The organism is Ruegeria sp. EL01, assembly GCF_900313035.1.
In the GTDB taxonomy this organism is placed as follows: Bacteria; Pseudomonadota; Alphaproteobacteria; order Rhodobacterales; family Rhodobacteraceae; genus Ruegeria.
This window is the reverse complement of sequence record NZ_OMPS01000033.1, coordinates 19,369-42,288: the sequence shown is the minus strand read 5'-3', so window position 1 is coordinate 42,288 and position 22,920 is coordinate 19,369. Positions and strand designations below refer to the sequence as shown.

Annotated in this window: 23 protein-coding genes; 12 read left to right on the top strand and 11 right to left on the bottom strand. The window is 59.9% G+C overall.

The window, feature by feature from the left end; all coding sequences use genetic code 11:
- The first annotated feature begins 26 nt into the window (after window positions 1-26).
- Window positions 27-1,529, top strand: coding sequence for an aldehyde dehydrogenase family protein (locus tag D9K61_RS12700; protein WP_120633608.1), 1,503 nt, complete (start codon window positions 27-29; stop codon window positions 1,527-1,529).
- Window positions 1,529-3,130: a GMC family oxidoreductase gene (locus tag D9K61_RS12695; protein WP_120633607.1), complete on the top strand. Its 1,602-nt coding sequence runs from the start codon at window positions 1,529-1,531 to the stop codon at window positions 3,128-3,130. Before D9K61_RS12700 ends, D9K61_RS12695 begins: the two co-directional genes overlap by 1 nt.
- Window positions 3,131-3,207: 77 nt before the next feature.
- Here the strand turns inward: D9K61_RS12695 and D9K61_RS12690 are convergent, their stop codons facing one another.
- Window positions 3,208-4,026 carry an aldo/keto reductase gene (locus tag D9K61_RS12690; protein WP_120633606.1) on the bottom strand — a complete coding sequence of 273 codons (819 nt, stop codon included), beginning with the start codon at window positions 4,024-4,026 and terminating at the stop codon, window positions 3,208-3,210.
- Between the two features lie 145 nt (window positions 4,027-4,171).
- On the opposite strand from D9K61_RS12690, the gene D9K61_RS12685 reads away from it, so the two are divergent.
- The 4 genes from D9K61_RS12685 to D9K61_RS12670 are packed head-to-tail and all read left to right on the top strand — an operon-like array spanning window position 4,172 to window position 8,119.
- A complete protein-coding gene (locus D9K61_RS12685; RefSeq protein ID WP_120633605.1) occupies window positions 4,172-5,752 on the top strand; it encodes an acyl CoA:acetate/3-ketoacid CoA transferase in 1,581 nt (526 codons plus the stop codon).
- Window positions 5,752-6,519, top strand: coding sequence for an enoyl-CoA hydratase/isomerase family protein (locus tag D9K61_RS12680; RefSeq protein ID WP_120633604.1), 768 nt, complete (start codon window positions 5,752-5,754; stop codon window positions 6,517-6,519). The genes D9K61_RS12685 and D9K61_RS12680 overlap by 1 nt, the downstream gene beginning before the upstream one ends.
- 20 nt (window positions 6,520-6,539) lie before the next feature.
- The gene (locus tag D9K61_RS12675) at window positions 6,540-6,851 is read left to right on the top strand and encodes a Dabb family protein (protein WP_120633603.1); all 312 of its coding nucleotides are present in this window, start codon (window positions 6,540-6,542) and stop codon (window positions 6,849-6,851) included.
- Window positions 6,851-8,119, top strand: coding sequence for a glycerate kinase (locus tag D9K61_RS12670; protein WP_120633602.1), 1,269 nt, complete (start codon window positions 6,851-6,853; stop codon window positions 8,117-8,119). The genes D9K61_RS12675 and D9K61_RS12670 overlap by 1 nt, the downstream gene beginning before the upstream one ends.
- 15 nt (window positions 8,120-8,134) lie before the next feature.
- Here the strand turns inward: D9K61_RS12670 and D9K61_RS12665 are convergent, their stop codons facing one another.
- Genes D9K61_RS12665 through D9K61_RS12650 form a run of 4 tightly spaced genes read right to left on the bottom strand, consistent with a single transcriptional unit; the run spans window position 8,135 to window position 12,069 of the window.
- Window positions 8,135-8,995 (bottom strand): sugar phosphate isomerase/epimerase, encoded by an 861-nt coding sequence (locus D9K61_RS12665; RefSeq protein WP_120633601.1) that lies wholly within the window; start codon window positions 8,993-8,995, stop codon window positions 8,135-8,137.
- A gap of 3 nt (window positions 8,996-8,998) precedes the next feature.
- Window positions 8,999-10,147 (bottom strand): dihydrodipicolinate synthase family protein, encoded by a 1,149-nt coding sequence (locus D9K61_RS12660; protein ID WP_120633600.1) that lies wholly within the window; start codon window positions 10,145-10,147, stop codon window positions 8,999-9,001.
- 9 nt (window positions 10,148-10,156) lie between these two features.
- Window positions 10,157-10,927: a 3-ketoacyl-ACP reductase gene (locus tag D9K61_RS12655; RefSeq protein ID WP_120633599.1), complete on the bottom strand. Its 771-nt coding sequence runs from the start codon at window positions 10,925-10,927 to the stop codon at window positions 10,157-10,159.
- Entirely contained in the window at window positions 10,924-12,069 is a 1,146-nt protein-coding gene (locus tag D9K61_RS12650) for an acyl-CoA dehydrogenase family protein (RefSeq protein ID WP_120633598.1), read from the bottom strand. The genes D9K61_RS12655 and D9K61_RS12650 overlap by 4 nt, the downstream gene beginning before the upstream one ends.
- 157 nt (window positions 12,070-12,226) lie before the next feature.
- Here D9K61_RS12650 and D9K61_RS12645 point away from each other — a divergent pair, with 157 nt between their 5' ends.
- Genes D9K61_RS12645 through D9K61_RS12635 form a run of 3 tightly spaced genes read left to right on the top strand, consistent with a single transcriptional unit; the run spans window position 12,227 to window position 14,126 of the window.
- Window positions 12,227-13,243, top strand: a complete 1,017-nt coding sequence (locus D9K61_RS12645) for an aldo/keto reductase (protein WP_120633597.1) — start codon at window positions 12,227-12,229, stop codon at window positions 13,241-13,243.
- Window positions 13,240-13,695 (top strand): MaoC/PaaZ C-terminal domain-containing protein, encoded by a 456-nt coding sequence (locus D9K61_RS12640; protein WP_120633596.1) that lies wholly within the window; start codon window positions 13,240-13,242, stop codon window positions 13,693-13,695. Before D9K61_RS12645 ends, D9K61_RS12640 begins: the two co-directional genes overlap by 4 nt.
- A gap of 11 nt (window positions 13,696-13,706) precedes the next feature.
- A complete protein-coding gene (locus D9K61_RS12635; protein WP_120633595.1) occupies window positions 13,707-14,126 on the top strand; it encodes a heme-binding protein in 420 nt (139 codons plus the stop codon).
- Between the two features lie 2 nt (window positions 14,127-14,128).
- On the opposite strand, the gene D9K61_RS12630 is transcribed toward D9K61_RS12635, so the two are convergent.
- The 6 genes from D9K61_RS12630 to D9K61_RS12605 are packed head-to-tail and all read right to left on the bottom strand — an operon-like array spanning window position 14,129 to window position 18,928.
- Window positions 14,129-14,644, bottom strand: coding sequence for a VOC family protein (locus D9K61_RS12630; RefSeq protein ID WP_120633594.1), 516 nt, complete (start codon window positions 14,642-14,644; stop codon window positions 14,129-14,131).
- Window positions 14,641-15,753, bottom strand: a complete 1,113-nt coding sequence (locus D9K61_RS12625; RefSeq protein WP_120633593.1) for an ABC transporter ATP-binding protein — start codon at window positions 15,751-15,753, stop codon at window positions 14,641-14,643. The genes D9K61_RS12630 and D9K61_RS12625 overlap by 4 nt, the downstream gene beginning before the upstream one ends.
- Before the next feature lie 4 nt (window positions 15,754-15,757).
- Window positions 15,758-16,642 (bottom strand): carbohydrate ABC transporter permease, encoded by an 885-nt coding sequence (locus D9K61_RS12620; protein ID WP_120633592.1) that lies wholly within the window; start codon window positions 16,640-16,642, stop codon window positions 15,758-15,760.
- 1 nt (window position 16,643) lies between these two features.
- A complete protein-coding gene (locus tag D9K61_RS12615; protein WP_120633591.1) occupies window positions 16,644-17,546 on the bottom strand; it encodes a carbohydrate ABC transporter permease in 903 nt (300 codons plus the stop codon).
- Window positions 17,547-17,570: 24 nt separating this feature from the next.
- The gene (locus D9K61_RS12610) at window positions 17,571-18,044 is read right to left on the bottom strand and encodes a hypothetical protein (RefSeq protein ID WP_162946863.1); all 474 of its coding nucleotides are present in this window, start codon (window positions 18,042-18,044) and stop codon (window positions 17,571-17,573) included.
- On the bottom strand, window positions 18,005-18,928 hold the full coding sequence (locus D9K61_RS12605) for an ABC transporter substrate-binding protein (RefSeq protein WP_120633589.1): 924 nt from the start codon (window positions 18,926-18,928) through the stop codon (window positions 18,005-18,007). The genes D9K61_RS12610 and D9K61_RS12605 overlap by 40 nt, the downstream gene beginning before the upstream one ends.
- A gap of 92 nt (window positions 18,929-19,020) precedes the next feature.
- On the opposite strand from D9K61_RS12605, the gene D9K61_RS12600 reads away from it, so the two are divergent.
- Genes D9K61_RS12600 through D9K61_RS12590 form a run of 3 tightly spaced genes read left to right on the top strand, consistent with a single transcriptional unit; the run spans window position 19,021 to window position 22,912 of the window.
- Window positions 19,021-20,541 carry an acyl CoA:acetate/3-ketoacid CoA transferase gene (locus D9K61_RS12600; RefSeq protein ID WP_120633703.1) on the top strand — a complete coding sequence of 507 codons (1,521 nt, stop codon included), beginning with the start codon at window positions 19,021-19,023 and terminating at the stop codon, window positions 20,539-20,541.
- Entirely contained in the window at window positions 20,538-21,323 is a 786-nt protein-coding gene (locus D9K61_RS12595; protein WP_120633588.1) for an enoyl-CoA hydratase/isomerase family protein, read from the top strand. Before D9K61_RS12600 ends, D9K61_RS12595 begins: the two co-directional genes overlap by 4 nt.
- Window positions 21,320-22,912, top strand: a complete 1,593-nt coding sequence (locus D9K61_RS12590) for a GMC family oxidoreductase (RefSeq protein ID WP_120633587.1) — start codon at window positions 21,320-21,322, stop codon at window positions 22,910-22,912. The genes D9K61_RS12595 and D9K61_RS12590 overlap by 4 nt, the downstream gene beginning before the upstream one ends.
- The last annotated feature ends 8 nt before the right edge of the window (window positions 22,913-22,920 follow it).

Here is a 22,920-nt window from a genome sequence, read left to right as displayed (position 1 = left end):
CGCCCCGATATGATGGAGTACCTTCAATGGATCAACAAAGCCAGATTCTGACCCCACCTTCGACCCCGCGTACCTTCGGGTTCTTCATGGATGGCAAATCGGTCGAGGCCGCCAACAGGGATGTGTTCGAGCGATCCTCGCCCGGCCACGGAGTTCCGGTGACGCGTATCCCGCGCTGCACCGAGGATGATCTGAACGCCGCTGTCGCCTCGGCACGCACGGCGTTCGATGACCGGCGCTGGTGCGGTCTGTCGGGGGCCGATCGGGCGGCGGTGCTGCTGAAAGCCGCAGGGCTGATCCGCGACCGTGCGGACGACATTGCCTATTGGGAAACGCTGGAAAACGGCAAACCGATCAGCCAGGCCCGGGCCGAGGTTCAGGGCACTGTTGGCATGTTCGAGTTCGCCTCGGGCCTTGCACGGGCGCTGCACGGCGACAGCTTCAATAACAGCGGCGACGGGGCGATGGGAATCGTCACACGCGAACCCGTGGGCGTGGTTGGTCTGATCACCCCATGGAACTTCCCGTTTCTGATCCTGTGTGAACGGGTGCCCTACATTCTGGCTTCGGGCTGTACGATTGTGGCCAAACCTTCCGAAGTGACCAGCGCCACAACCCTGCTGTTGGCGGAAATCCTGTCAGAAGCCGGGTTGCCGGACGGGGTGTTCAACGTGGTCACAGGATCGGGCAGTGTCATCGGCCAGAAACTGGCCGAACATATGGATGTGGACATGCTGTCGTTCACCGGCTCGACCGCCGTGGGCCGGTCGGTGGTTGCGGCCTCGGGACAGAGCAACTTCAAAAAACTTGGGCTGGAGCTGGGCGGCAAGAACCCGCAGATCGTGTTCGCCGATGCCGATCTGGAGGACGCCGCCGACGGCGTTGCCTTCGGCATCGCGTTCAACACCGGCCAGTGCTGCGTATCAGGGGCAAGGCTGCTGGTCGAACGCTCGGTCGCGGATAAATTCGCCGAGATGGTGGCGGACAAACTGCGCAAGGTCCGCGTGGGCGATCCGCTGGACGAGCGGACACAGGCCGGGGCGATCACCACGGATGCGCAGAACCGCACGATCCTGTCCTATATCGGCAAAGGTCAGGACGAGGGCGCCACGATGCTGACCGGCGGTACCATGCCCGAAATTGCGGGCGGGCAATATATCGATCCGGTTGTCTTCACCAATGTCACCAATGACATGGCGATTGCACGCGAAGAGATTTTCGGCCCCGTCCTCTGCGTGATCCCATTCGATACACTGGATGAGGCGATCTCGATTGCCAACGACACCGAATATGGGCTGGCCGCAAGCGTCTGGACCAAGAATATCGACAAGGCTCTGACCATTTCGCGCCGGGTGCAAGCGGGACGATTCTGGGTCAACACCACGCTGGCCGGTGGCCCTGAACTGCCCATCGGCGGCTTCAAGGCCTCAGGCTGGGGTCGTGAGGGCGGGATGCACGGGGTTGAGGAATACACACAGGTCAAGTCGATCCATGTCGAGATCGGCAAACGGGCACATTGGGTAGAGTAATGGCGCAGAGCGGATATGATTATGTAGTCGTTGGCGGTGGTTCCGCCGGGTGCGTGCTGGCCAATCGGCTGACCGAGGACAGCGCGGTCAGGGTACTGCTGCTTGAGGCGGGCGGCAAGGACAGCCACCCACTGATCCACATGCCTGTGGGATTTGCCAAAATGACCGACGGGCCACACACTTGGGGCTTTACCACGGTGCCGCAGGCCAATGCCAACAACCGCGAAATCCCCTATGCGCAGGGGCGAGTGATTGGTGGCGGCAGTTCGATCAACGCCGAGGTGTTCACCCGTGGCAATCCCGTCGATTATGACCGCTGGGCCAATGAAGAAGGCTGTGAGGGCTGGGCCTTCAAGGACATCCAGAAATATTTCGTCCGGTCCGAACGCAACGCCATCCTGTCCGGCGACTGGCACGGCACTGACGGCCCGCTGGGGGTGTCAAACCTCGCCGCGCCGCAGGAGATGACCCGCGCCTTTGTGCGGTCCTGTCAGGAGGCAGGCATTCCCTACAACCCCGATTTCAATGGCCCCGTTCAGGAAGGGGCCGGGGTGTATCAGACGACAACCTGGAACGCCAAGCGCTGCTCGGCGGCGGTGGGGTATCTGAAACCGGCTTTGTCACGCCCGAACCTGACGGTCGAGACAGGATGCCAGGTGCATCGGATCGCGATCGAAGGCGGGCGCGCAACCGGCGTTGAATATGCCAGGGGCGGAGAGATCCAGACCGTGACCGCCGATCAGGAGGTGTTGGTTACCTCGGGCGCAATCGGCACGCCCAAGCTGATGATGCTTTCGGGTGTTGGTCCTGCGGCCCATCTGCGTGAGCACGGGATCGAGGTCAAACAGGATCTGCCTGGCGTAGGCGAAAATCTGAACGATCATTTCGGCATTGATATCGTGGCGGAATTGAATGGCCACCAAAGTCTCGACAAATACAACAAACCACATTGGGCAGTATGGGCGGGTATTCAGTACTATCTCTTCGGTTCCGGCCCTGTGGCATCCAACGTGGTCGAAGGTGGCGCATTCTGGTACGGCGACAATTCCGCGCCTGTGCCCGATTTGCAGTTCCATTTCCTGGCCGGGGCAGGGGCTGAAGCCGGTGTGCCGAGTGTGCCCAAGGGCAGTTCCGGCATCACATTGAATTCCTATACGGTACGCCCCAAGACGCGGGGAACGGTACGGTTGCGGTCAAACCGGGTGGAAGACATGCCGTTGGTTGATCCCAACTTCCTGGGGCATCCGGATGATCTGCAAGCCTCGGTCGAAGGTGTGAAACGCAGCGTTGAGATTTTCCGGCAGAAAAGCTTGCAGAAATACATCCGTCAGATCCGCTTTCCTGATGACAGCGTAAAAACTCAATCAGAGTTCGAGGCCTATGCAAGACAATATGGCCGGACCTCGTACCACCCTACCTGCACCTGCAAGATGGGTGTGGATGACATGGCTGTGGTTGATCCGCAGATGCGTGTGCATGGTGTCGACGGTCTGAGGGTTTGCGACAGCTCGGCTATGCCCAGCCTGATCGGATCAAACACAAATGCACCAACGATCATGATGGCGGAAAAAGCCTCTGACATGATCCGGGGTAATCACTGAGCTGATCCGCTCTCAAAAGGCTTGAGTTAACTCCCCAGACTGGCGGTGCCTAAATCGGCACCGCCCTTTTTTATGCGTCAGTCCCACTTGGGAGCCCAGGGGACCAGATCCTCGCCCACGATCCGGAAACCGGTCTGGGTCATGACATCGATACGGTCCATGTCAATGCTGGACAGGGTGAAATCCATGACGTTGAAGTTCGCCTCGATATTGGCGCGCTTGGTAGACATGGTATTGATCGAAACACCCTTCTGCAAAATCCAGCGGAGCACAACCTGACCTGCGGTCTTGCCATACCCTGCGCCAATGTCGGCAAAGATGGGATGCTTGAACACCTCACCCCGTGCGACCGAGCAGTAGGAGGACAATGGAATGCCGGTTTCCGCCGCCGCCGCCAGCAGGATATCCTGATTCAGCAACGGGTGGAATTCGACCTGGTTTGTGACCAGCGGCGTGTCGATGATGCTGGTCGCGTCCCGCATCATCCGGGCGGTGTAGTTCGACACTCCGATATTCCGCGTCAACCCTTTGGCATGGGCCTGTTCAAGCAGTTTCAGCGACGGCGCGATATCGCCTCCGATCGGGGGCCAGTGCAGCAGCAGAACATCGGCATAATCCAGTTGCAGCTTCTTCAGGCTTTCCTCGACCGAGGGCAGAAAGGCGGCTTCGGTGAAATTGTCGGGGTGTACCTTGGTGGTAACGCACATCTCATCTCGGCCAAGACCAAGCTCGGCCAGCGCCGCGCCGGTTTCCTGTTCATTCTCATACATTTGTGCCGTATCGAACGAGCGATAGCCGACCTCGGCCGCGATCATCATGGCATCGCGCAACTCATCTCCGGTCAGGGGAAACGTGCCGAATGAGCGTTGATTTGTGTTCTGGAAATAGATGTTCATGCTGGACCTCCCGCGGCAAATTCACAAGTAACCTAATGGTTACTTTATGTCGGGTCAATTGCAACCCGGCCCAGTTTCGAGTTGATTTCATAAGTTGTGCGAGGCATATGTTCTATAACCAACCAGTTACTTTTGTGAGGATCGCATGACCAAGCAGATGACGGCACGCGAGGCAGCCAATCTTTTACCTGACGGGGCCACTGTTGCAGTGAATTCATCCAGTGGTTTGTGCTGCCCGGATGCGGTCCTGAAAGGCATTGGCGAGCGGTTCGACGACGAAGCCGCGCCAAGGAATCTGACCACGATTCACCCCATCGCCGCGGGCGATATGTTCGGTACAAAAGGCGTGGATCATATGGCCAAGCCGGGACTTCTGACGCGAATCATCGGCGGGTCGTACCCGTCGGGGCCCAGCAAGGCGGAACCACCGCTGATCTGGCAGATGATCACGGCCGATCAGGTGCGTGCCTATAACGTGCCCTCGGGCATCATCTTCGACATGCTGCGCGAAGCGGCGGCCAAGCGTCCGGGTGTTCTGACCAAAGTCGGCATGGACACCTTTGTCGACCCCGATATCGAGGGCTGCGCGATGAACGATGCCGCCCGCGCCGAACCCATCGTCAAGCGGATGGAGTTTGAAGGCGAAGACTGGCTGTATTTCAAGTCCATGGCCCCGAATGTGGCCATTATCCGGGCCACTACGGCCGACGAAAAGGGCAACCTGAGCTTTGAGCATGAGGGCGCCTATTTGGGCGCGATGGAGATGGCGCTGGCGGCCCGCAATAACGGAGGTGTCGTTATTGCTCAGGCCAAACGCATCGCTGCGGCGGGCAGTATTCGCCCGCATGACGTGCATGTGCCGGGTATATTGGTTGATGCCATCGTTGAAGCGCCGGAACAGTTACAGACCACCGCAACTGAATATGATCCTGCAATCTCGGGCGAGCTGACCCGACCAATCGATAGCTTCCGCACCGCAGAATTCAACATTGGCAAGGTCATCGCCCGCCGTGTCGCCAAAGAGCTGAAGGACGGTTGGGCGGTCAATATTGGCTTTGGTATCTCGGCTAACGTACCGCGCATTCTTGTCGAAGAGGGGTTGCACGGTGCTGTGACCTGGATGATTGAGCAGGGCGCAGTGGGTGGTGTGCCTTTGCTGGATTTCAAATTCGGTTGCTCGGCAAATGCCGAGGCTTTCGTACCATCACCGCATCAGTTCTGCTATTTCCAGGCGGGGGGTTTTGACGCGTCGCTACTGTCCTTTCTTGAGGTCGACAGGCACGGTTCGGTCAACGTGTCCCGCCTGTCGGCAATTCCACACCGGACGGCCGGTGCCGGCGGCTTTGTGGACATTACGACACGTGCGCGTAAAATTGTCTTTTCGGGCAACTTCAATGCGGGTGCGAAGATGACGGTTGAAAACGGACAGCTCAAAATCCTGCAAGAGGGTAAAGTGGCAAAGTTCGTCGACGAGGTTGATCAGATTTCCTTTTCGGGTAAGCGCGCGCAGACGCAGGGGCAGGATATCACCTACATCACTGAACGCTGTGTTATCAAACTGACCGAAGTGGGGCTTGTGGTGACTGAAGTCGCGCCGGGGCTGGACCTGCAACGCGATATCCTCAATCAGGCGGCAACGCAGTTGCTGGTGGCGGATGACCTGAAGACCATGGAAGCCGATCTGTTTGATCCTGCCCTCATGGAGCTGGCGTTGCCTGCCGCCTGATGGATCATTTCCTGCTCGATATCGCTGACGGCATCGCCCAACTGACCCTTAACCGCCCCGATCGCCTGAATGCGTTGACCGAGGCCATGATGGACGATCTGTTGACCCTGTGTCGCCGGATTGAACGGGACGAGGATGCGCATGTGGTCATTCTGACCGGCGCGGGCCGTGCATTCTGCGCAGGTGGTGACATCGACGCGTGGGCAGATCATTCACCGGACGGATTTGCGCGCCACTGGTTGCGTGACGGGCATCAGGCGCTGGATGCGTTGGCGCGATTGCGACAGCCGGTCATTGCGGTGCTGAATGGACATGCGCTGGGTGGCGGGCTTGAACTGGCAGCCTGTGCCGATTTGCGCATCGCCGAGGCCCATATCCGCATCGGCCAGCCTGAGCCTGCTTTGGGAATTATTCCCGGCTGGTCAGGGACACAACGCACGGTGCGCCGGTTCGGGGCACAGGTTGTCCGCCGCATGGCCGTATTCGGAACGCAGTTTGACGCCGAAGAGGCGGCGCGTCTGGGGTTGGTCGATCAGGTCGTCACTCAGGGTGAAGGTCTGGCGTCTGCCACGCAGCTGGCGGATAGCATGCGCCACCGTGGCCCCGTGGCGACTGAATTGGTCAAAATGTTGATAAATGCCGCCGAAGGGGAAGAGCGCGAGCGCGTGTTTGAAGTGCTGGCAGGGCGCATTGCCGCCATGCAGCCAGAGTTGCAGACCGGACTTGCGGCATTCAAGGCACGTAAGAAAGCCGAATTCTGGGAATAACAAAACAAAGGGAAGTTCTGATGATCCGCCATCTCGTTCATCTGCGTTTCAACAGCGATGTGTCTGATTCAGACAAGCAAGCGCTCTATACCGATCTGGCTGCCTTGTCAGGTCATATCGATGGGATTCTCGATTTTCAGCATCGTAAGAATGTTTCGATCGAAACGCCGCTGGTGCGTGATTTCAATGATATGTTCTGGTTTGATTTCCGTGATGTCGCCGTGCGTGATACCTATCTGGTTGATCCGACGCATCAGGAAATTGGTGGACGTATCGTTGCCCGGCTTGAGGGTGGCGCCGAGGGCGTCTTTGTTTGCGATGTCGAACTGTAATGGATGAAAGGGCGTTTTTGGCAGCGTTGTTTGACGCCGCTGTAAAGGCAGCCGATCCGGTCAAGGCCCTGAAACCTCATCTACCCGACACGCCGCGCGGACGCACCGTTGTAATTGGTGCGGGCAAAGGGGCGGCGCAGCTTGCGCAGGCATTTGAACAGCTTTGGGCCAAAGAGGATCGCGGGCCGCTATCCGGTGTTGTTGTCACTCGCTACGGCTATGGCGCGCCATGTGACCGGATCAAGGTGCTGGAGGCGGCGCACCCCGTACCGGATGAGGCCGGAATAGCCGCCAGCAGGACGCTTTGCGAAGCGGTCGCAGGTCTGGGATCGGATGATCTGGTTGTTGCGCTGATCTGTGGTGGGGGATCGTCGTTACTGCCCAGCCCGCCGGCGGGACTGACGCTGGAAGATGAGCAGGCGCTCAATCAGGCTTTGCTGGCTTCAGGTGCGCCGATTTCGACCATGAACGCCATACGCAAGCATATCAGCGGAATCAAAGGAGGGCGGCTCGCAGCGCTGGCACATCCGGCGCGAGTGGTGTCACTTGTTGTCTCGGACGTGCCCGGTGACGACCCGGCTCAGGTCGCATCGGGCCCCACGGTGCCGGATCGGGTAACGCGGCAGCAGGCTCTGGACCTGATTAGCGGCCATCGCATCGACATGCCTGCCGCAATAAGGGCGCATCTTGACAGCCCCGCCTCAGACGCACCGGACCCCGATGACGACTGTTTTGCGCATAACGAGGTTCATGTGATCGCGTCTGCCGGTCTGTCGCTTGAGGCTGCTGCCTGCACTGCCGAGGCGCAGGGTGTGCCCGCCGTGATCCTGTCCGACGCGATCGAAGGCGAGGCCCGTGACGTCGCCCGCGTACACGCGGCAATCGCCCGCGAGGTTGCCGCCAGGGATCGGCCCTTCCGGAAGCCGGTCGTGATCCTGTCGGGCGGAGAGACCACGGTCACGCTGCGCGGATCGGGCAAAGGTGGGAGAAACACCGAGTTCCTGCTGGCACTGGCGCTGGAAATTGACGGGATGAACGGCATTGTCGCGCTGGCTGCAGATACGGATGGGATCGACGGGTCTGAGGACAACGCGGGCGCGTTTGCCGATGGATCAAGCTGTGCTCGGATGCGAGCGGTAGGGCGCAACTCGGCAGCGGATTTGGTACAGAATGATGCCTTTTCGGCCTTCGCGGCAGTTGGCGATCTGTTCTCGCCCGGGCCGACCGGGACCAATGTGAACGATTTCCGCGCAATCCTCGTGCAATAGTCCCGCCGATACGTGTCAGCAGAACCGGCGGAATCGATCAACGATCGTGTCGAGAACCTCACCCGGGTCCCGTTTCCACCAGTTTTGGGCCGAGAAAATCTCGACCTCGCACAACCCGTCATAGCCCGCATCTTCGACCGCAGCCCGAAGGGCGGGCAGGTCAGCGACTCCGTCGCCCATCATGCCGCGATCCAACAGAACGTCGCTGGTGTCCGCCAACCAGTCGCACAGGTGATAGCCCAGAATGCGCCCGTTCGCACGGGTGGCCAGCGTGTCGGTCAGCGTTGTGTCCCACCAGACATGATAGACATCGATGGCAACACCCACGTTGGCGGCACCTATCGCATCGCAGACGTTCAGCGCGTCGGCAGCCGTCATCAGGCAGGTCCGGTTCCCGGCAGTTGCAGGATTGAGTGGCTCAAGCGCGAGATTGACCCCGCGCTGCTCAGCATAAAATGCCGCACGCGCCACCCGGTCCGCCAGAATCTTTTGGCTTTCCAGAACACCCTTGGTGCCCGGTTCCGGGCCGCCGGTAACAATGGTCAGAACCGATGTTTCCAGCGCGGCCGCCTGATCAATCGACAAATGGAAATCATCCATGATCTCCTGATCCGAGGGCAATGCCAAATGCCCGGTCAGAAATGGCGTCCGGCACAGGCCGACAACCTGCATCCCGGCATCGCGGACACGTTGCCCGATCGTATTCTCGCGCCCGCCCAACTCGCGCCGCCAAAAGGTGATCCCGCCATAACCATGTTCGGCACAGGCATTGATCACCTGCTCGGGTGACCAGCCCGCGCCGTGGCCATCCAGATTATGGCCCAGCGTCGCTGTGTTCAGCGCCAGCGCGGAATGATCCTGCGAGAAATCGCGCATTGTCTAAACTCCGTAGAGCTTCAGCATATGTCTCATACGTTCGACGGCGAGATCGGGATCGCGCAGCAAACCGCATTCATCGGCCATTCTAAAGCAATCTGTGAAGTAGGGCAGGGGCCGCGTCGACTGGGCGCCGTTCAGCATGACAAAATGATCCTGAAACCCGTTCAGCCACGCCAGAAACACGACGCCGGTTTTATAATACTGCGTCGGCGCACGGAAGATGTGGCGCGCCAACGGTATGGTTGGGTCCAGCGTCGCGCGGAAGGTTTTGGTGTCACCTTCGCTGAGCTTGCCAACTGCATAGGCCGCTGCCTGGGCGAGAGGATCAAATATCCCCAGCAATGCGTGCGAATGCCCCTGTTCATCGCCCTCAATCAACTCGGGATAGTTGAAATCGTCGCCGGTGTACATTTTGACATCATCCGGCAGGAGCCGACGCATGATGATCTCTTTTTCGGCATCCAGCAGAGAGATCTTGATGCCATCGATCTTGTCGATATTGCACCGAATTACTGTCAGGGCGGTTTCCATCGCGGGCTCGAAACTGTCGGTGCCCCAATAGCCTGCAAGCTGTGGGTCAAACATCTTTCCCAGCCAGTGAAGGATGACCGGCTTGTCGCAGGCGGCCAGAACGTCATTGTAAACCGCGATATAATCATCGGTCCCGGTTGCGACCTTGGCCAATGCGCGCGAGGCCATCAGGATGATGCGGCCGCCCAGCTTCTGAATGGCTTCGACCTGCTCAAGATAGGCCCGCCGGACATCGTCCAGCGAGGTTGCATCCGCCGGGTCCAGATGATCAGTGCCGCAGCCATTGGCAACCAGCGCATCTGGCAGCTCTTCTTTCGTGCGGCGGATCAGTTCCAGCGCGCCTGTCCAGTCCAGACCCATGCCGCGTTGCGCGGTGTCCATCGCCTCGGCGATGCCCATTCCCATTCTGGCGAGGTAGTGGCGGAACTCCATCGTCTTGGCCCAGTCCAAGTGCGCCGAGCCGGTCGGGTCGTGATCGCCAAACGGGTCGGCCACCACATGCGCGGCAGAATACAGAACACGAGCTGAGTTCGGGGTCAGCTTTGATGGCGCAACCGGTGTGCCAACTAGCGCATAGTCGTGAAGTCGACCGTTAGTGTCAGGGAGTTTGATTTTCATCGGTCAACCTCAGAAACGGGGCACAAGCATCCCGGCATCGGCCGAGATCACCTGCCCGGTGGTATAGGGAAGTTTGCCGCTGGCCAGCGCGGCGATGATGTTGCCCACATCCTCGGGCTGGCCGACGCGGGGGAACAGGGTCAGGCCGTCCTTGGCCCGCTGATCATACATCTCGATGACCGGGGCAGTCATCTCGGTGGCGATCAGGCCGGGCTGCACGTCGTAGACGGCGATATTTTCCTGCCCCAGCCGCACGGCAAAGGTTTTTGAAATCATCGCTGCCGCCGCTTTGGACGCGCAATATTCGGCACGCGGAACGGCAACGGCCACGGCGTTTGACGAGGTTACGTTGACGATGGAGTGAACCGCATCTGCATCCTGATCGCGCGCCAAAAGGCGTTTGGCAAAGGCCTGAGACAGAAAGAACATCGCCTTGGTGTTGATCGTCATGCAGCGGTCATAGCTGTCCTCTTTGACCTCCAGCAGATCGCCACGCTGTAGGACGCCGACACCGGCATTGTTGACCAGAGTGGTCAGAGGGCCGATCTCATCTTCGATGGCGCTAAGATGTTCTTCGTGTGTATCGATGTCCGAGACATCAAACGCAGCCGCCATGGCCGGAACCCCTAGCGCGCGAATAGTTTCTAGCGCGCTTTGCAAGTCTGCATCCTTCTGGGGACCGTTGACGGCGATAGCAAATCCTTCGCGCGCCAAAGCAACGGCTGCCGCAAGGCCGATCCCCCGGGAGGACCCGGTGACAAGTGCTGCGTGTCTGCTCATGCGGTGGCACCTTTCGTAAGCAGTTCCCGAGCGATGATCATACGCTGAATCTGGTTGGTGCCTTCATAAATCTGGGTGATCTTGGCATCGCGGTACAGGCGCTCAACCTCGAATCCACGAATATAACCCGATCCGCCAAAGACCTGCACGGCATCAGACGAACGCTGAACCGCCATGTCGCCGGCAAAGCACTTGGCCATCGAACAGGCCTTGGTGGCGTCCTGCCCTGTGTCGATTTTGTAGGCCGCCGACTGTACTAGCAGGCGTGCGGCTTCGACATCCTTGGCGATATCGGCCAGCAGCCATTGTACGCCCTGAAAGTCGGCAATGGGTTTGCTGAATTGCTTGCGTTGTTGGGCATAGTCGGTCGCGGCCTCAAGCCCGGCCTGACCGATCCCGACCGCCAGCGCGGCGATACCGACGCGGCCCTTGTCCAGAACGCTCATCATCATGTGGAACCCACGTCCTTCGATCCCTAGCAGGGCCTCCGCAGGCAGGCGCACGTCATCAAACGACATTGGCCCGACCTGGCTGGCACGTTGGCCCATTTTGATCTCTTTCGGGCCGCGTGTAACGCCATTGGCATGCAAATCGACCATGAAGATGGACATGCCGCGATGTCCGGCCTCAGGATCGGTACGAGCTAGGACGAAGCCAACATCTGCAACTGGCGCGTTGTGAATCCAGATCTTGCCACCATTCAAAATCCAACCATCGCCATCGCGTACTGCTGTGGTACGAATGCCCGAAACGTCGGTCCCGGCCTCAGGTTCCGTGATGCAATAAGCGGGGCGCAGTTTTGCAGCCAGTAGGTCGCCCAGCCATTTCTTTTGCTGCTCTGCCGTACCGTGGCGCACCAGAAGTGTGGATACCAGCTCCAACAGCCCGCACTGATCCGCGATCGAGGCATAGCCACGCGACAACTCCTCCATCACCAGCGCATAGGTGACAGTATCGAACCCCGGTCCGCCCAGCTCTTCCGGGACACCGATGCCAAATAGTCCCAATTCGGCCATCTGATCATAGATTTCAGCAGGAAAGCGCGAGTCCCGGTCCAGCTCTTCGGAAGTCGGGCGAATGACATCCTGCGCGAACTGGCGGGTCATATCGCGGACTTGCATATGCGTTTCGGTCAGAAACATGGTGGCGTCCCCTAATGTAACTAATCAGTTACTAATAGGATGCGCCACGCGCCTTCGTCAAGTGGGTTGATCGGAGTTAGAAATTGAGATAAATAACCAAACAGTTACTTATGAGCAGGCAAATACGGGCATTCCGGTTTGCGTCAGGGAGGCTTGCATGACACCAAACACAAAGGCCAAGTTTGGCCGCGTCGATCTTGAGGTATCCACCTTTGGCTTTGGAACCGCCCCTATTGGCAACATCTTCCGTGAGATCGATGAGCAAACCTCGGATGCGATGATCCAGCATGCCTGGGATAAGGGTGTCCGGTATTTCGACACTGCGCCGATGTATGGCCACGGCCTGTCGGAAATGCGCACGGGTCACGGCCTGCGGTGGAAGAACCGCGACGACTATGTCCTGTCCTCTAAAGTTGGCCGCGTGCTGAAACCCGGACGTCGTCAGGACATCAAATTTGAGCCCTGGACCAACGCTGCGCCCTTTACCATGCATTTCGACTATTCCTATGATGGCATCATGCGGTCGCTTGAAGACAGCCTGCAGCGTATGGCGCTGGAGCGGATAGATATCTGTTTTATTCATGACATCGATGTCTTCACCCGTGGTACCGAGCAGCCCGAAGTGTTCAAGCAAGCGATGGACGGTGCGTGGAAGGCGCTGGAAAGCCTGCGAAATCAGGGTGTTGTTAAAGCCATCGGTGTTGGTGTGAACGAATGGGAGGTCTGCCACGCCGCCCTCGAACAGCGCGATTTCGACTGTTTTCTGCTGGCGGGCCGCTACACCCTGCTTGAACAGGATTCGCTGGATAAGTTCCTACCCCTTTGTGAAGAACGTGGCGCTGCGGTTGTGGTCGGTGGCGGATTCAACTCGGGCATTCTGGCAACGGGCGCTAAAGAGGGGGCCAAGTACAACTATGCCCCGGCCCCCGCAAATATCATGGACAAAGTCCGCAGGATCGAGGCGGTCTGTGCCGAATATGACGTGCCACTGCCCGCAGCCGCGCTGCAGTTCGTAGTGGCCCATCCGGCGGTGCCGACATTCATGGCGGGGACACGCACGGTAGAGCAGTTGGGGCAGAACCTGAACTGGTTCAGCCACGAGATTCCGGCGGAATTCTGGATCGATCTGAAAGCCAAGGGCCTGCTGCGCGAAGACGCTCCGGTTCCGCAATGACATCCCGCGCCCTTGCCGCAGGGTCCTATGGGTATGAGGATTTGCGGGTCGGGGACGTGATCGCAACGGGGTCTGCTGAAATCTCGGCTGACCTGATTGCCGGTTTTGCTGCGCTGACGGGCGATGAATATGAGCTCCACCTCGATGACGAGGCTGCCAGACGCCGGGGTTTCCCGAGCCGGGTTGCCCATGGCCTGCTGGTTCTGTCGGTGGTGGACGGGCTCAAGTACCGCTCGGTGGTCAGACTTGACGGGCTTGCATCCCTGGGATGGGACTGGCGGTTTGAACAGCCGGTCTTTGCCGGTGACACGATCCGCGCCGAACTGAATGTGGTGTCAAAGCGCACGACGTCATCGGGCAAACGCGGCATCATCGCCTTCCGGTTTGACGTGTTCAATCAGGACGGTCTGCGGGTGCAACGGGGAACCAATGAACTGATCTTTGATCTTTAGACGAGGGAAATATGTCGGTTTCGATCACAAAACGCATCATCACTCTGGCGGCGGCCAACACGGCGGTTCAGGCTGCTCTGGCCTGCGCAGATGAAAACGGCTGGGCGATTTCGGCCATCGTGGTGGACCCCGCCGGACATCTGATTGCAGCCGGACGCATGGACGGCACCCCGGCGGCAGTCTCGGAATTCGCCCATGACAAGGCGCGCACCGCCGTTCTGGGCAAAACCACAAGCGAGTTCGCCGAGCGTATGCTGTCCAGCAGCAACCTGCAGCTGGGACTGGCCAACCGCCCGAACCTGTGCGCCTGGGATGGTGGTCTGCCGATACTCGAAAACGGGGTCCTGATCGGGGCGATTGGTGTCTCGGGTGCTGCGGGGCCGGATGATGTCCAATGTGCAACCGCGGGCCTTGCCGCAATCGGGCTTTAGGGTCAGGCCCCCTGAGAGGGCGTCCAGAGCCTCTGTTCGCCCTCAGCCTCATACCCGAGCGGGCCGTCTGCGCTGACGATTTCAAGGTACTGCCCCCATGGCGCGCGCAGATACATCCAGACCAACTGGTCCATCGGCCCGCCCTCGATCAAAGTGGGGCCTTCCAGCACATCGACACCTTTTTCTTTCAGCCGCGCAGCGGTGGCAAAGGCATCTTCGACCTCAAAGGCCATATGCATGGACCCGACCTCGCCATTGTGCCTGATGGGGGTCGGATTATCTACGCCAGAGTATTCGAAGACCTCCAGCGATCCGCCGCGACCGATTTGCAGGACGCGCTGATCGGTGATCCTGCATCCGGCGGGCACCCCCAGCCGGGTTCGCATGAAATCGTCATCCACATCGACCGCGCCGCATTCCATGATTGTGACCGCCCCGAAAACGTCCGTAAAGAAATCGACCGCTTCCGCCATGTCGGGCACCGTGAATCCGATGTGATGCAGGCCCAGAACTGTCATGGCTGGCCCTCCTCGATTGCCGAATGCCAAAGCGCCTTGCCCGACTGCGCGTCGAACAGGCAGATATTGGACAGGTTCATGTATAGTTGCACCGCTCGTCCGGTTGCCACCCGGGGCTTGGCGGACAGGCGCGCCACGATCTCATCCCCACCCGGTTGTGAGGCAAGAATACCAATGGTTTCAGCCCCGGTCGGTTCAAGCAGTTCCAGAGGCCACTGAAAGGGAATGGCCGGTCCATTATCGTTGAACGGCGCGTCAGAGATCGCTTCGGGCCGTAATCCCAGCACCACCTGTTCCCCCTCTGCAAGGTTGGGTGCGGGCACCAGAATTGTGCCGCCATCGGGGCGTTCTACCTGCACGCCATCGGCCGTCATTGTGCCGTTTAGGAAGTTCATGGCAGGCGAGCCCATGAAACCCGCGACAAACTGGTTCGCGGGGCGTTCATAGACGTCTATCGGCTTGCCGAACTGCTGCACCACCCCGTCTTTCATGACAACGATTTTGGTGGCAAGTGTCATCGCCTCGATCTGGTCATGGGTGACATAGACCATGGTGGTGCCCAGATCGGCATGCAGTTTCTTGATCTCGGTCCGCATCACCACACGCAGTTTGGCATCGAGGTTCGAGAGCGGCTCGTCAAACAGAAAAATCTCAGGGTTTCGCACCAGCGCACGGCCCATGGCAACCCGCTGGCGCTGCCCGCCGGACAGTTGTTTGGGGCGGCGGTCCAACAGGTTTTCAATATGCAGGATACCGGCCACCCGGTCAGCCTCTTTCCAGCGCTCGGCACGGGGGACGCCGCGCGCTTCCAGCGGGAAGGTGATGTTTTCAAGAACGGTGAGGTTAGGGTACAGCGCATAGGTCTGGAACACCATGGCGATATCGCGATCCTTGGGGGCCACGTTGGTCACATCCCGATCATCGATCCGGATTTCGCCACTGTCGGATTTTTGCAGACCCGCGATGGCGGACAGCAGCGTGGACTTGCCACAGCCCGACGGCCCGACCAGCACCAGAAACTCGCCCTGCATGGCCTCGACCGAGATATCCTTGAGAATATGCAGCGCCCCGAAGGATTTGTTGAGATTGCGGATGGAAAGCGTTCCCATATCTTTAACCCTTTACAGCGCCAGCCATGAGGCCGCGCAAAAGATATCGCCCGGCGACGACGTATACGAGGATTGTCGGCAGGCCGGTAATGATCGCTGCGGCCATGTCGACGTTATAGCGTTTCACACCGGTGGCCACCTGAACGAAGTTGTTGAGCGCCACCATCGACGTGGCCGAATTGGCATCGGTGTAAGAGGCCGCGAACAGGAAATCGTTCCATGTGTTGGTGAACTGCCAGATGACGCTGACCACTATTATGGGCACCGACACCGGCAACGCGACGCGCCAGAAAAAGCGGAAAAACCCGATCCCGTCCACCCGCGCGGCGTTGACCAGATCCTCGGGGAACGAGGCGAAGAAGTTGCGGAAATACAGTGTGGTAAACGGCAGCCCATAGACCGAATAGACAAAGGCCAGCCCGAATATAGACGATGACCAACCCATCGCGCCCAGAAACTGCGCCATCGGCAGCAGCACGATCTGATAGGGGATGAATGCGCCGAACAGCAGCAGGCCGAAACACAGCTCGGACCCGCGGAACCGCCACAGCGACAGGGCATAGCCGTTTACCGCCCCGATCAGCGTCGGAATGATCGTCGCGGGCAGCGATGCCATGAGCGAGTTCAGCAGATAAGGTGCCATGCCCCGGCAGTCGGTGCCGATACAGGCGACATTCCAGGCCTCATTCCAGGCATAGCCGGTCACGTTTTGCGGCAGGGCCATCAGATTGCCGGTCTCGATCTCATCAATGGATTTCAGCGAGGTGACGACCATCACGTAGAAGGGTGCAAGATAGAAAATGGCAAAGCCGATGAGCATGACATAGATCGACCAGCGCAGGATGCGGTCCAGCATCCCCTGTTGACCGGTGACAACTTCGGCGATCATCTCAGTCCCTCCGGTCGCGGTTCTGCGCACGCAATTCGGCGTAGAGATAGGGAACGATGATCGCGACCACAGTGAACAGCATCATCGTGGCCGAGGCTGCAGCAATGCCCAGGCGGGACCGTTCGAAGGCGAAGGTATACATGAAGGTGGCGGGCAGGTCGGTGGCGTTACCGGGGCCGCCATTGGTCAGCGCTATCACCAGATCAAAGCTTTTGATCGCCATATGCAGCAGCAAGACAAAGGCCGTGAACATGGCCGGGCGCAGTTGCGGCAGGATGATGCGGCGATAGATGCGGAACATCGATGCCCCGTCCACCATCGCCGATTGCATGATCGACGCATCAATGCCACGCAATGCCGCCAGAAAGATGGCCATGACAAAACCGGATGATTGCCAGACGGCGGCGATGACCACCGTGTAAATCGCCATGTCCTTCTGAACCAGCCAGTTGAACTGAAAGCTGGTCCAGCCCCATTGCTGAAACACCTGCTCGATTCCCAGATCGGGGTTCAGCATCCATTTCCAAGCCGTTCCGGTAACGATAAAGCTGAGCGCCATGGGATAGAGGTAGATGGTCCGGATCACCCCCTCGGCGCGGACGCGCTGGTCCAGAAAGACCGCCAGCGCCATACCGATTGCAATGGCAAAGCCGATGAACAGGCTGCCGAACAGCAAAAGGTTGTTCACCGCCGTCCACCAGCGGCGCGCACCCCAAAGCCGCTCCCATTGTTCGAACCCGACGAAATTATAACTCGGCAGGATGCGGCTGTCGGTGAGCGACAAATAGATCGTCAGCAGGATGAACCCGTAGACGAAGACAAGGGCCAGAACGCCGGTCGGCGCCAGGGCCAGTTGCGATACATGATCTTGCGCCCATGTTTTAAGAGTGCGTCTGGCGCTCATCGTGGTTTTGACCTTATGCCGGTGTCAGAGCAGATCCAGATCGTCGAGGATCTGGTCGATGGCCTGATCCGGGGTCATCCCGGGCGTGGTCATGTATTCCGCAATCGTGTCACGGAACACGCCCTGTACATCGGAACGCGCCGCATGTGCAAAACCTAGCGACGGCACAAGGCCATCCCGCTCGATCGCCCGGCCCAGCCGTGCCACGGAATCCTGCGTGCAGCTGTCAAAGCGATCGCCCGGAACGTCAGTGCGCACGGGCAGACCGCCCTTCAGCAGGTTGAACTCGGCCTGAAACTGCGGGTCCATCACCGCCTTGGCAAAGGCGACCTGCGCGCCGCTGTCGGCGTCATCGTCCAGTTGCGGGAAAAAGAAGAAATCGGCGAGAAACACGAACATGTCGTTTGATCCCGGTGTCGCAAAACAGATGAAATCCTCATCCGGTACACCGCCCGAGGTCATCTGCCATGATTTGCCCCAATCCCCCATGAATACCATGGCGGCCTCGCCGTTTTTAACCATGGCCTGCGCGTCGGTCCATTCCCGGCCCGGCGACGCCTCATCCAGCTGCTCGCTGAACCAGCGCATCCGGCGCAAACCTCTTTCATCTGGTCCGAACGCAGCGCGTCCTCATCCTGCTCGACCGCGATTTTGCGATAGAATTCGGGATCGTCCATCGACACCAGAATGCCGTCCAGCACAGCGGTGTCCTGCCACGGCTGACCGCCATGTGCGATGGGCAGAACGCCCGCGGCGCGGAATGTCTCGGCGGCGGCCTCAAGCTCGGCCCAGCTTGTGGGCGGGGTGACGCCATGTGTGTCAAACAACTCTTTGTTGCCGTAGACCCAGTTGATCTGGCTCCAGACCGCAGGCACGGACACCACCTTGCCGTCGATATTCACGAATTCCTGTAACGGGCCGGGAATGACGTCAAGCCAACCTTCCTCGGCCGCGACGGCGGACAGATCGCCCAGCACACCTTCTTCGGCCCATTCATTGACCTCGGTGCCAAGCGCCTGCATCACGGCGGGCGGATCACCGGCGGAAATGCGTGACCGGAAAACGGTGCGCGCGTTGGACCCCGCCCCACCGGCCGAGGCCGCATCCACCCATTGAATGCCTTGTGCCTCGACATTTTCGCGCAGCAGCTTGATGCCCTCAAGCTCACCGCCCGATGTCCACCAATGCAGAATATCCAGTTCACCTTCCGCCTGCGCGGCACCGGTCAGGGCAACGGCGCTGACCGCCATCGCGGAAACGGTAAGAACAAATCGGCCCATTTTGAATGACCTCCCTATGTCGTCGGCGCGCAGCGCGGTGTTCTTCCCCGGCAGGCGGGGTTCCGGCGCAAACGCTTTGTGGGTTTCCCAAATTTTTCGCATTGGGATTCGATCTTGTAAATTGACACTAGATCGATTTACTAAATCGGTCTAGTAATTTTGTGCAGACCATGAATCGCATTGGGGCGCATCACATGACCAACAGCCTTTCGGATATCTCGCTGACACCGGATCAGATTGGTCGGCGCATCCCGGATGGCGCGGTGCTGGCGGTATCCGGATCAGGCGGTGGCCTGATGGAACCGGATGAACTGCTAGAGGCGATTGAGCGTCGGTTTCTTGAAACCGGCCACCCCCGGGACCTGACGCTGGTGCACAGTTTCGGTCTGGGTGACGGCGACAGGCGCGGGACCAACCGCCTTGCCCATGCCGGGCTGGTCAAGCGCGTCATCGGCGGGCATTGGAGCTGGTCGCCCCGGATGCAGAGTCTTGCGGAAAGCGGGCAGATCGAAGCGTATACCTTGCCGACCGGAGTTCTGGGCCTGCTGCTGAGGGAATGCGGCGCCGGGCGTCCGGGTCTGATCACAAAGACAGGTCTGGGCACATTTGTTGACCCCGAAACCGGGAATGGCGGCGCATTGAACGATGTCACGCACGAGCCGCTGGTCGAACGCTGCGTGATCGATGGCGAGACCTATTTGCGCTACAAACCGATCCGGGTCGATGTCGCGCTGGTGCGCGGCTCTGCCGTGGATGAAAGCGGCAATCTTTCGACACGGCATGAACCGGCGGATCTGGACGTATTTGCCATGGCGCTTGCCGCGCGCAATTCGGGCGGGCGGGTCTATGCTCAGGTTCAGAAGTCCGTGACGGCTCTGCCCGCGCGTGAGGTCGCATTGCCCAATGTTCTGGTCAACGGCATCGCGATATGCCCCGGGCAGACGCAGACCTATCGTGGTGGATACCGGCCGGACTTTTCGGGCGACGCCGCAGGCCGGCCCAGCGAAGAGGTCGCGCCCACCGGCATCAAACGCGTCATCGCCAAACGGGCGGCGCTTGAAATGCCCGATGCCGGGGTCGTAAATCTGGGCTTTGGCGTGTCCGCATCGGTCGTGCATTTCGCCCGGATCGACCCGCGCCGGATCGCCTTATGCGCCGAACAGGGCATTTATAACGGCGTGATGGAGACCGGGCCGCTATTCGGCATCGCCTCTGGCCCTTCGGCGATCATCCCGGCAACCTCGCAGTTTGATTTTTATTCCGGCGGCGGGTTGGATGTGACGTTTTTGGGTATGGCCGAACTGGACGGGCAGGGGAATGTCAATGTCAGCCATCTGGGCAAACGTCCGGTGGGTCCGGGCGGGTTCATCGATATCTCGCAAAATACGCCCAAGATCGTCTTTTGCGGTACGTTCAATGCAAAGGGCGTGCAGATCGATGTGGCTGGTAACGGTCTGTCGATCCGGTCCGAGGGCAGCGTCCGCAAACTGGTCGATCATGTTCGGGCGATCACCTTCTCGGGCGCGCAGGCGCAGACCCGCAAGGCCGAGGTCATATATGTGACCGAACGTGCCGTTTTTGGCCTGACGCCCGAAGGTGTCGTGCTGCGGGAAATCGCACCCGGGATCGATCTGGAACGGGACGTGCTGGCGCATATGGGGTTCACCCCGATCATCGGGGACGTAAGCCAGATGCCGGCAGAGGTTTTCTCATGATCAGCAACACCGTCACTCTGGACCGTGCCGATGGGGTTGGGCATCTGACGCTGAACTTTCCGGCGAAGGCAAACACCCTGACAATGCAGGTTCTGGCCGCGCTGGAAGACAAGCTGTCACTGCTGGAGGCGGACAGGTCCATCCGGCTGGTGTTGCTGCAAGGCGCGGGGGATCGGTTTTTCTGTGCAGGTGGCGCGTTTGACGATTGGGGGCAGATGTCGGCGCCGGATATGGGGCGCACGTTCATTCGCACCACCAACCGGGTGATCGACCGGATCGAAATGCTCGACTCGCTGACGGTGGCCTGGCTGAACGGCGACGCGATTGGCGGGGGGCTGGAACTGGCTCTGGCAACGGATATGCGCATCGCCCATTCCCACGCGCGTCTGTACCTGCCGGAACTGTCCATCGGGGCGGTGCCCGGAATGCGGGGTATTCAGCGACTATCGGCCCTGATCGGGCAAGGGCGTGCAAAGGATATGGTTCTGACCGGCAAGCGGCTGGATGCGCAAACCGCGCTGGACTGGGGGCTGGTCAGCGCGATCGAGGATGATCTGTCAGCGGTGCAGCACGACCTGATCAAAACGATCGCAAAGCAAAGCGGCACAGCGATGATGGCGGCAAAGCAGATGTTTCGGGCGCTCGGGGATGGTCCTTCGGGCGCACATGCGGTGCATGAAATCGCCGGAACCGCCAGCAGGTTCAGCGATGATGGCCGCGAAGGGCTTGCTGCCCTGATGCAAAAGCGCAAACCGGATTTCGGCGGAGGGACAGCAGAATGAAAACGACATATGATTATATCGTCGTCGGTGGTGGGTCAGCTGGGTGCGTTCTGGCCGCCCGTCTCAGCGAGAACCCGCAAGCGGAGGTGCTGCTGATCGAGGCCGGAAAGCGGGATAGCAACCCCTATATCCACATCCCCGCCGGATTTGCCAAAATGACGACCGGCCCCCTGACATGGGGTCTGGAAACGGTGCCGCAACGCCATGCCCGAGACCGCGTGATCCCGATGGCGCAGGGCAAGGTGCTGGGCGGGGGCAGTTCGATCAACGCGCAGGTCTTCACGCGCGGGCATCCTACGGATTATGACCGCTGGGCCAGCAGCGAGGGCTGCCCCGGATGGTCCTTTGCCGAAATTCAGAGATATTTCTTGCGGGCCGAGGGCAATAGTGTCCTCAGTGGCGACTGGCACGGAACCGATGGCCCCCTCTCGGTTTCGAACCTGCCCAGCCCGCACCCACTGTCGCTCCGGTTTGTGCAGGCCTGTCAGGAATACGGGATGCCGTACAATCCCGATTTCAACCGTGCCGAGCAGGCCGGAGCCAGCATCTATCAGACCACCAGCCGCAGCGGGCAGCGGTGCTCCACCGCGCGGGGATATCTGAAACCGGTGTTGTCGCGGCCCAACCTGACGCTCAGAACCAGCGCCGAAGTGCGGCGGCTGATCGTCAAAAGTGGCCGCGTTACCGGGATCGAACTGGCGGATGTCACATACCGCGCCGAAGCCGAGGTTCTTCTGTGCGCAGGCGGGCTTGGGTCAGCCCGGTTGCTGATGCTGTCGGGCATAGGCCCTGCCGATCACCTGCGGGATGTGGGGGTGAATGTGGTTCACGATCTGCCCGGCGTCGGTTCGGCCCTGCAAGACCATTTTGTCATCGACATCATCTGTCAGCTCAAAGATACCGAGACCCTGAACCGCTATGACAAGCCGCACTGGATGGCTTGGGCCGGGCTTCAATGGGCGTTGTTTGGCACCGGCCCGGCGACCTCGAACGTGGCCGAGGGCGGTGCGTTCTGGCGGTCTTCGCAGACCACCGATGTGCCCGATCTGCAATTTCACTTCCTCCCCGGCGTCGGCGCCGAGGCAGGGGTCACTGGCCTCTCCTCAGGTGTCGGCGCCACTTTGAACGCCTATTTCGTGCGCCCGCTAAGCCGGGGCAGCTTGCGCCTGCGCTCCGCCGACCCGCAGGACAAACCGCTGCTCGACCCGAACTATCTGGCTGAACCCGGCGATGTCGCGGGATCGATCGATGCTGTTGAGGTCAGCCGCGAGATCATGCGCCAACCGGCCTTTACCGACGTGATGAAGGCCGAGGTCGAGCCCGGAGCCAAAGCCACAAGCCGGGCCGATCTGGAAGATTATGTGCGCCAGAACGGCCGTACCGGATACCACCCCGTGGGCACCTGCCGGATGGGCAGCGACGATATGGCGGTTGTCAGCCCGGACCTGCGGTTGCGCGGTCTGGACGGGCTGCGCGTCTGCGACAGTTCCGTGATGCCCAGCATTGTCGGCTCAAACACCAATGCTCCAACCGTCATGATCGCGGAACGAGCCGCCGATCTTGTGCGTGGCAATCGAATCCCCGCCTGAATCACAAA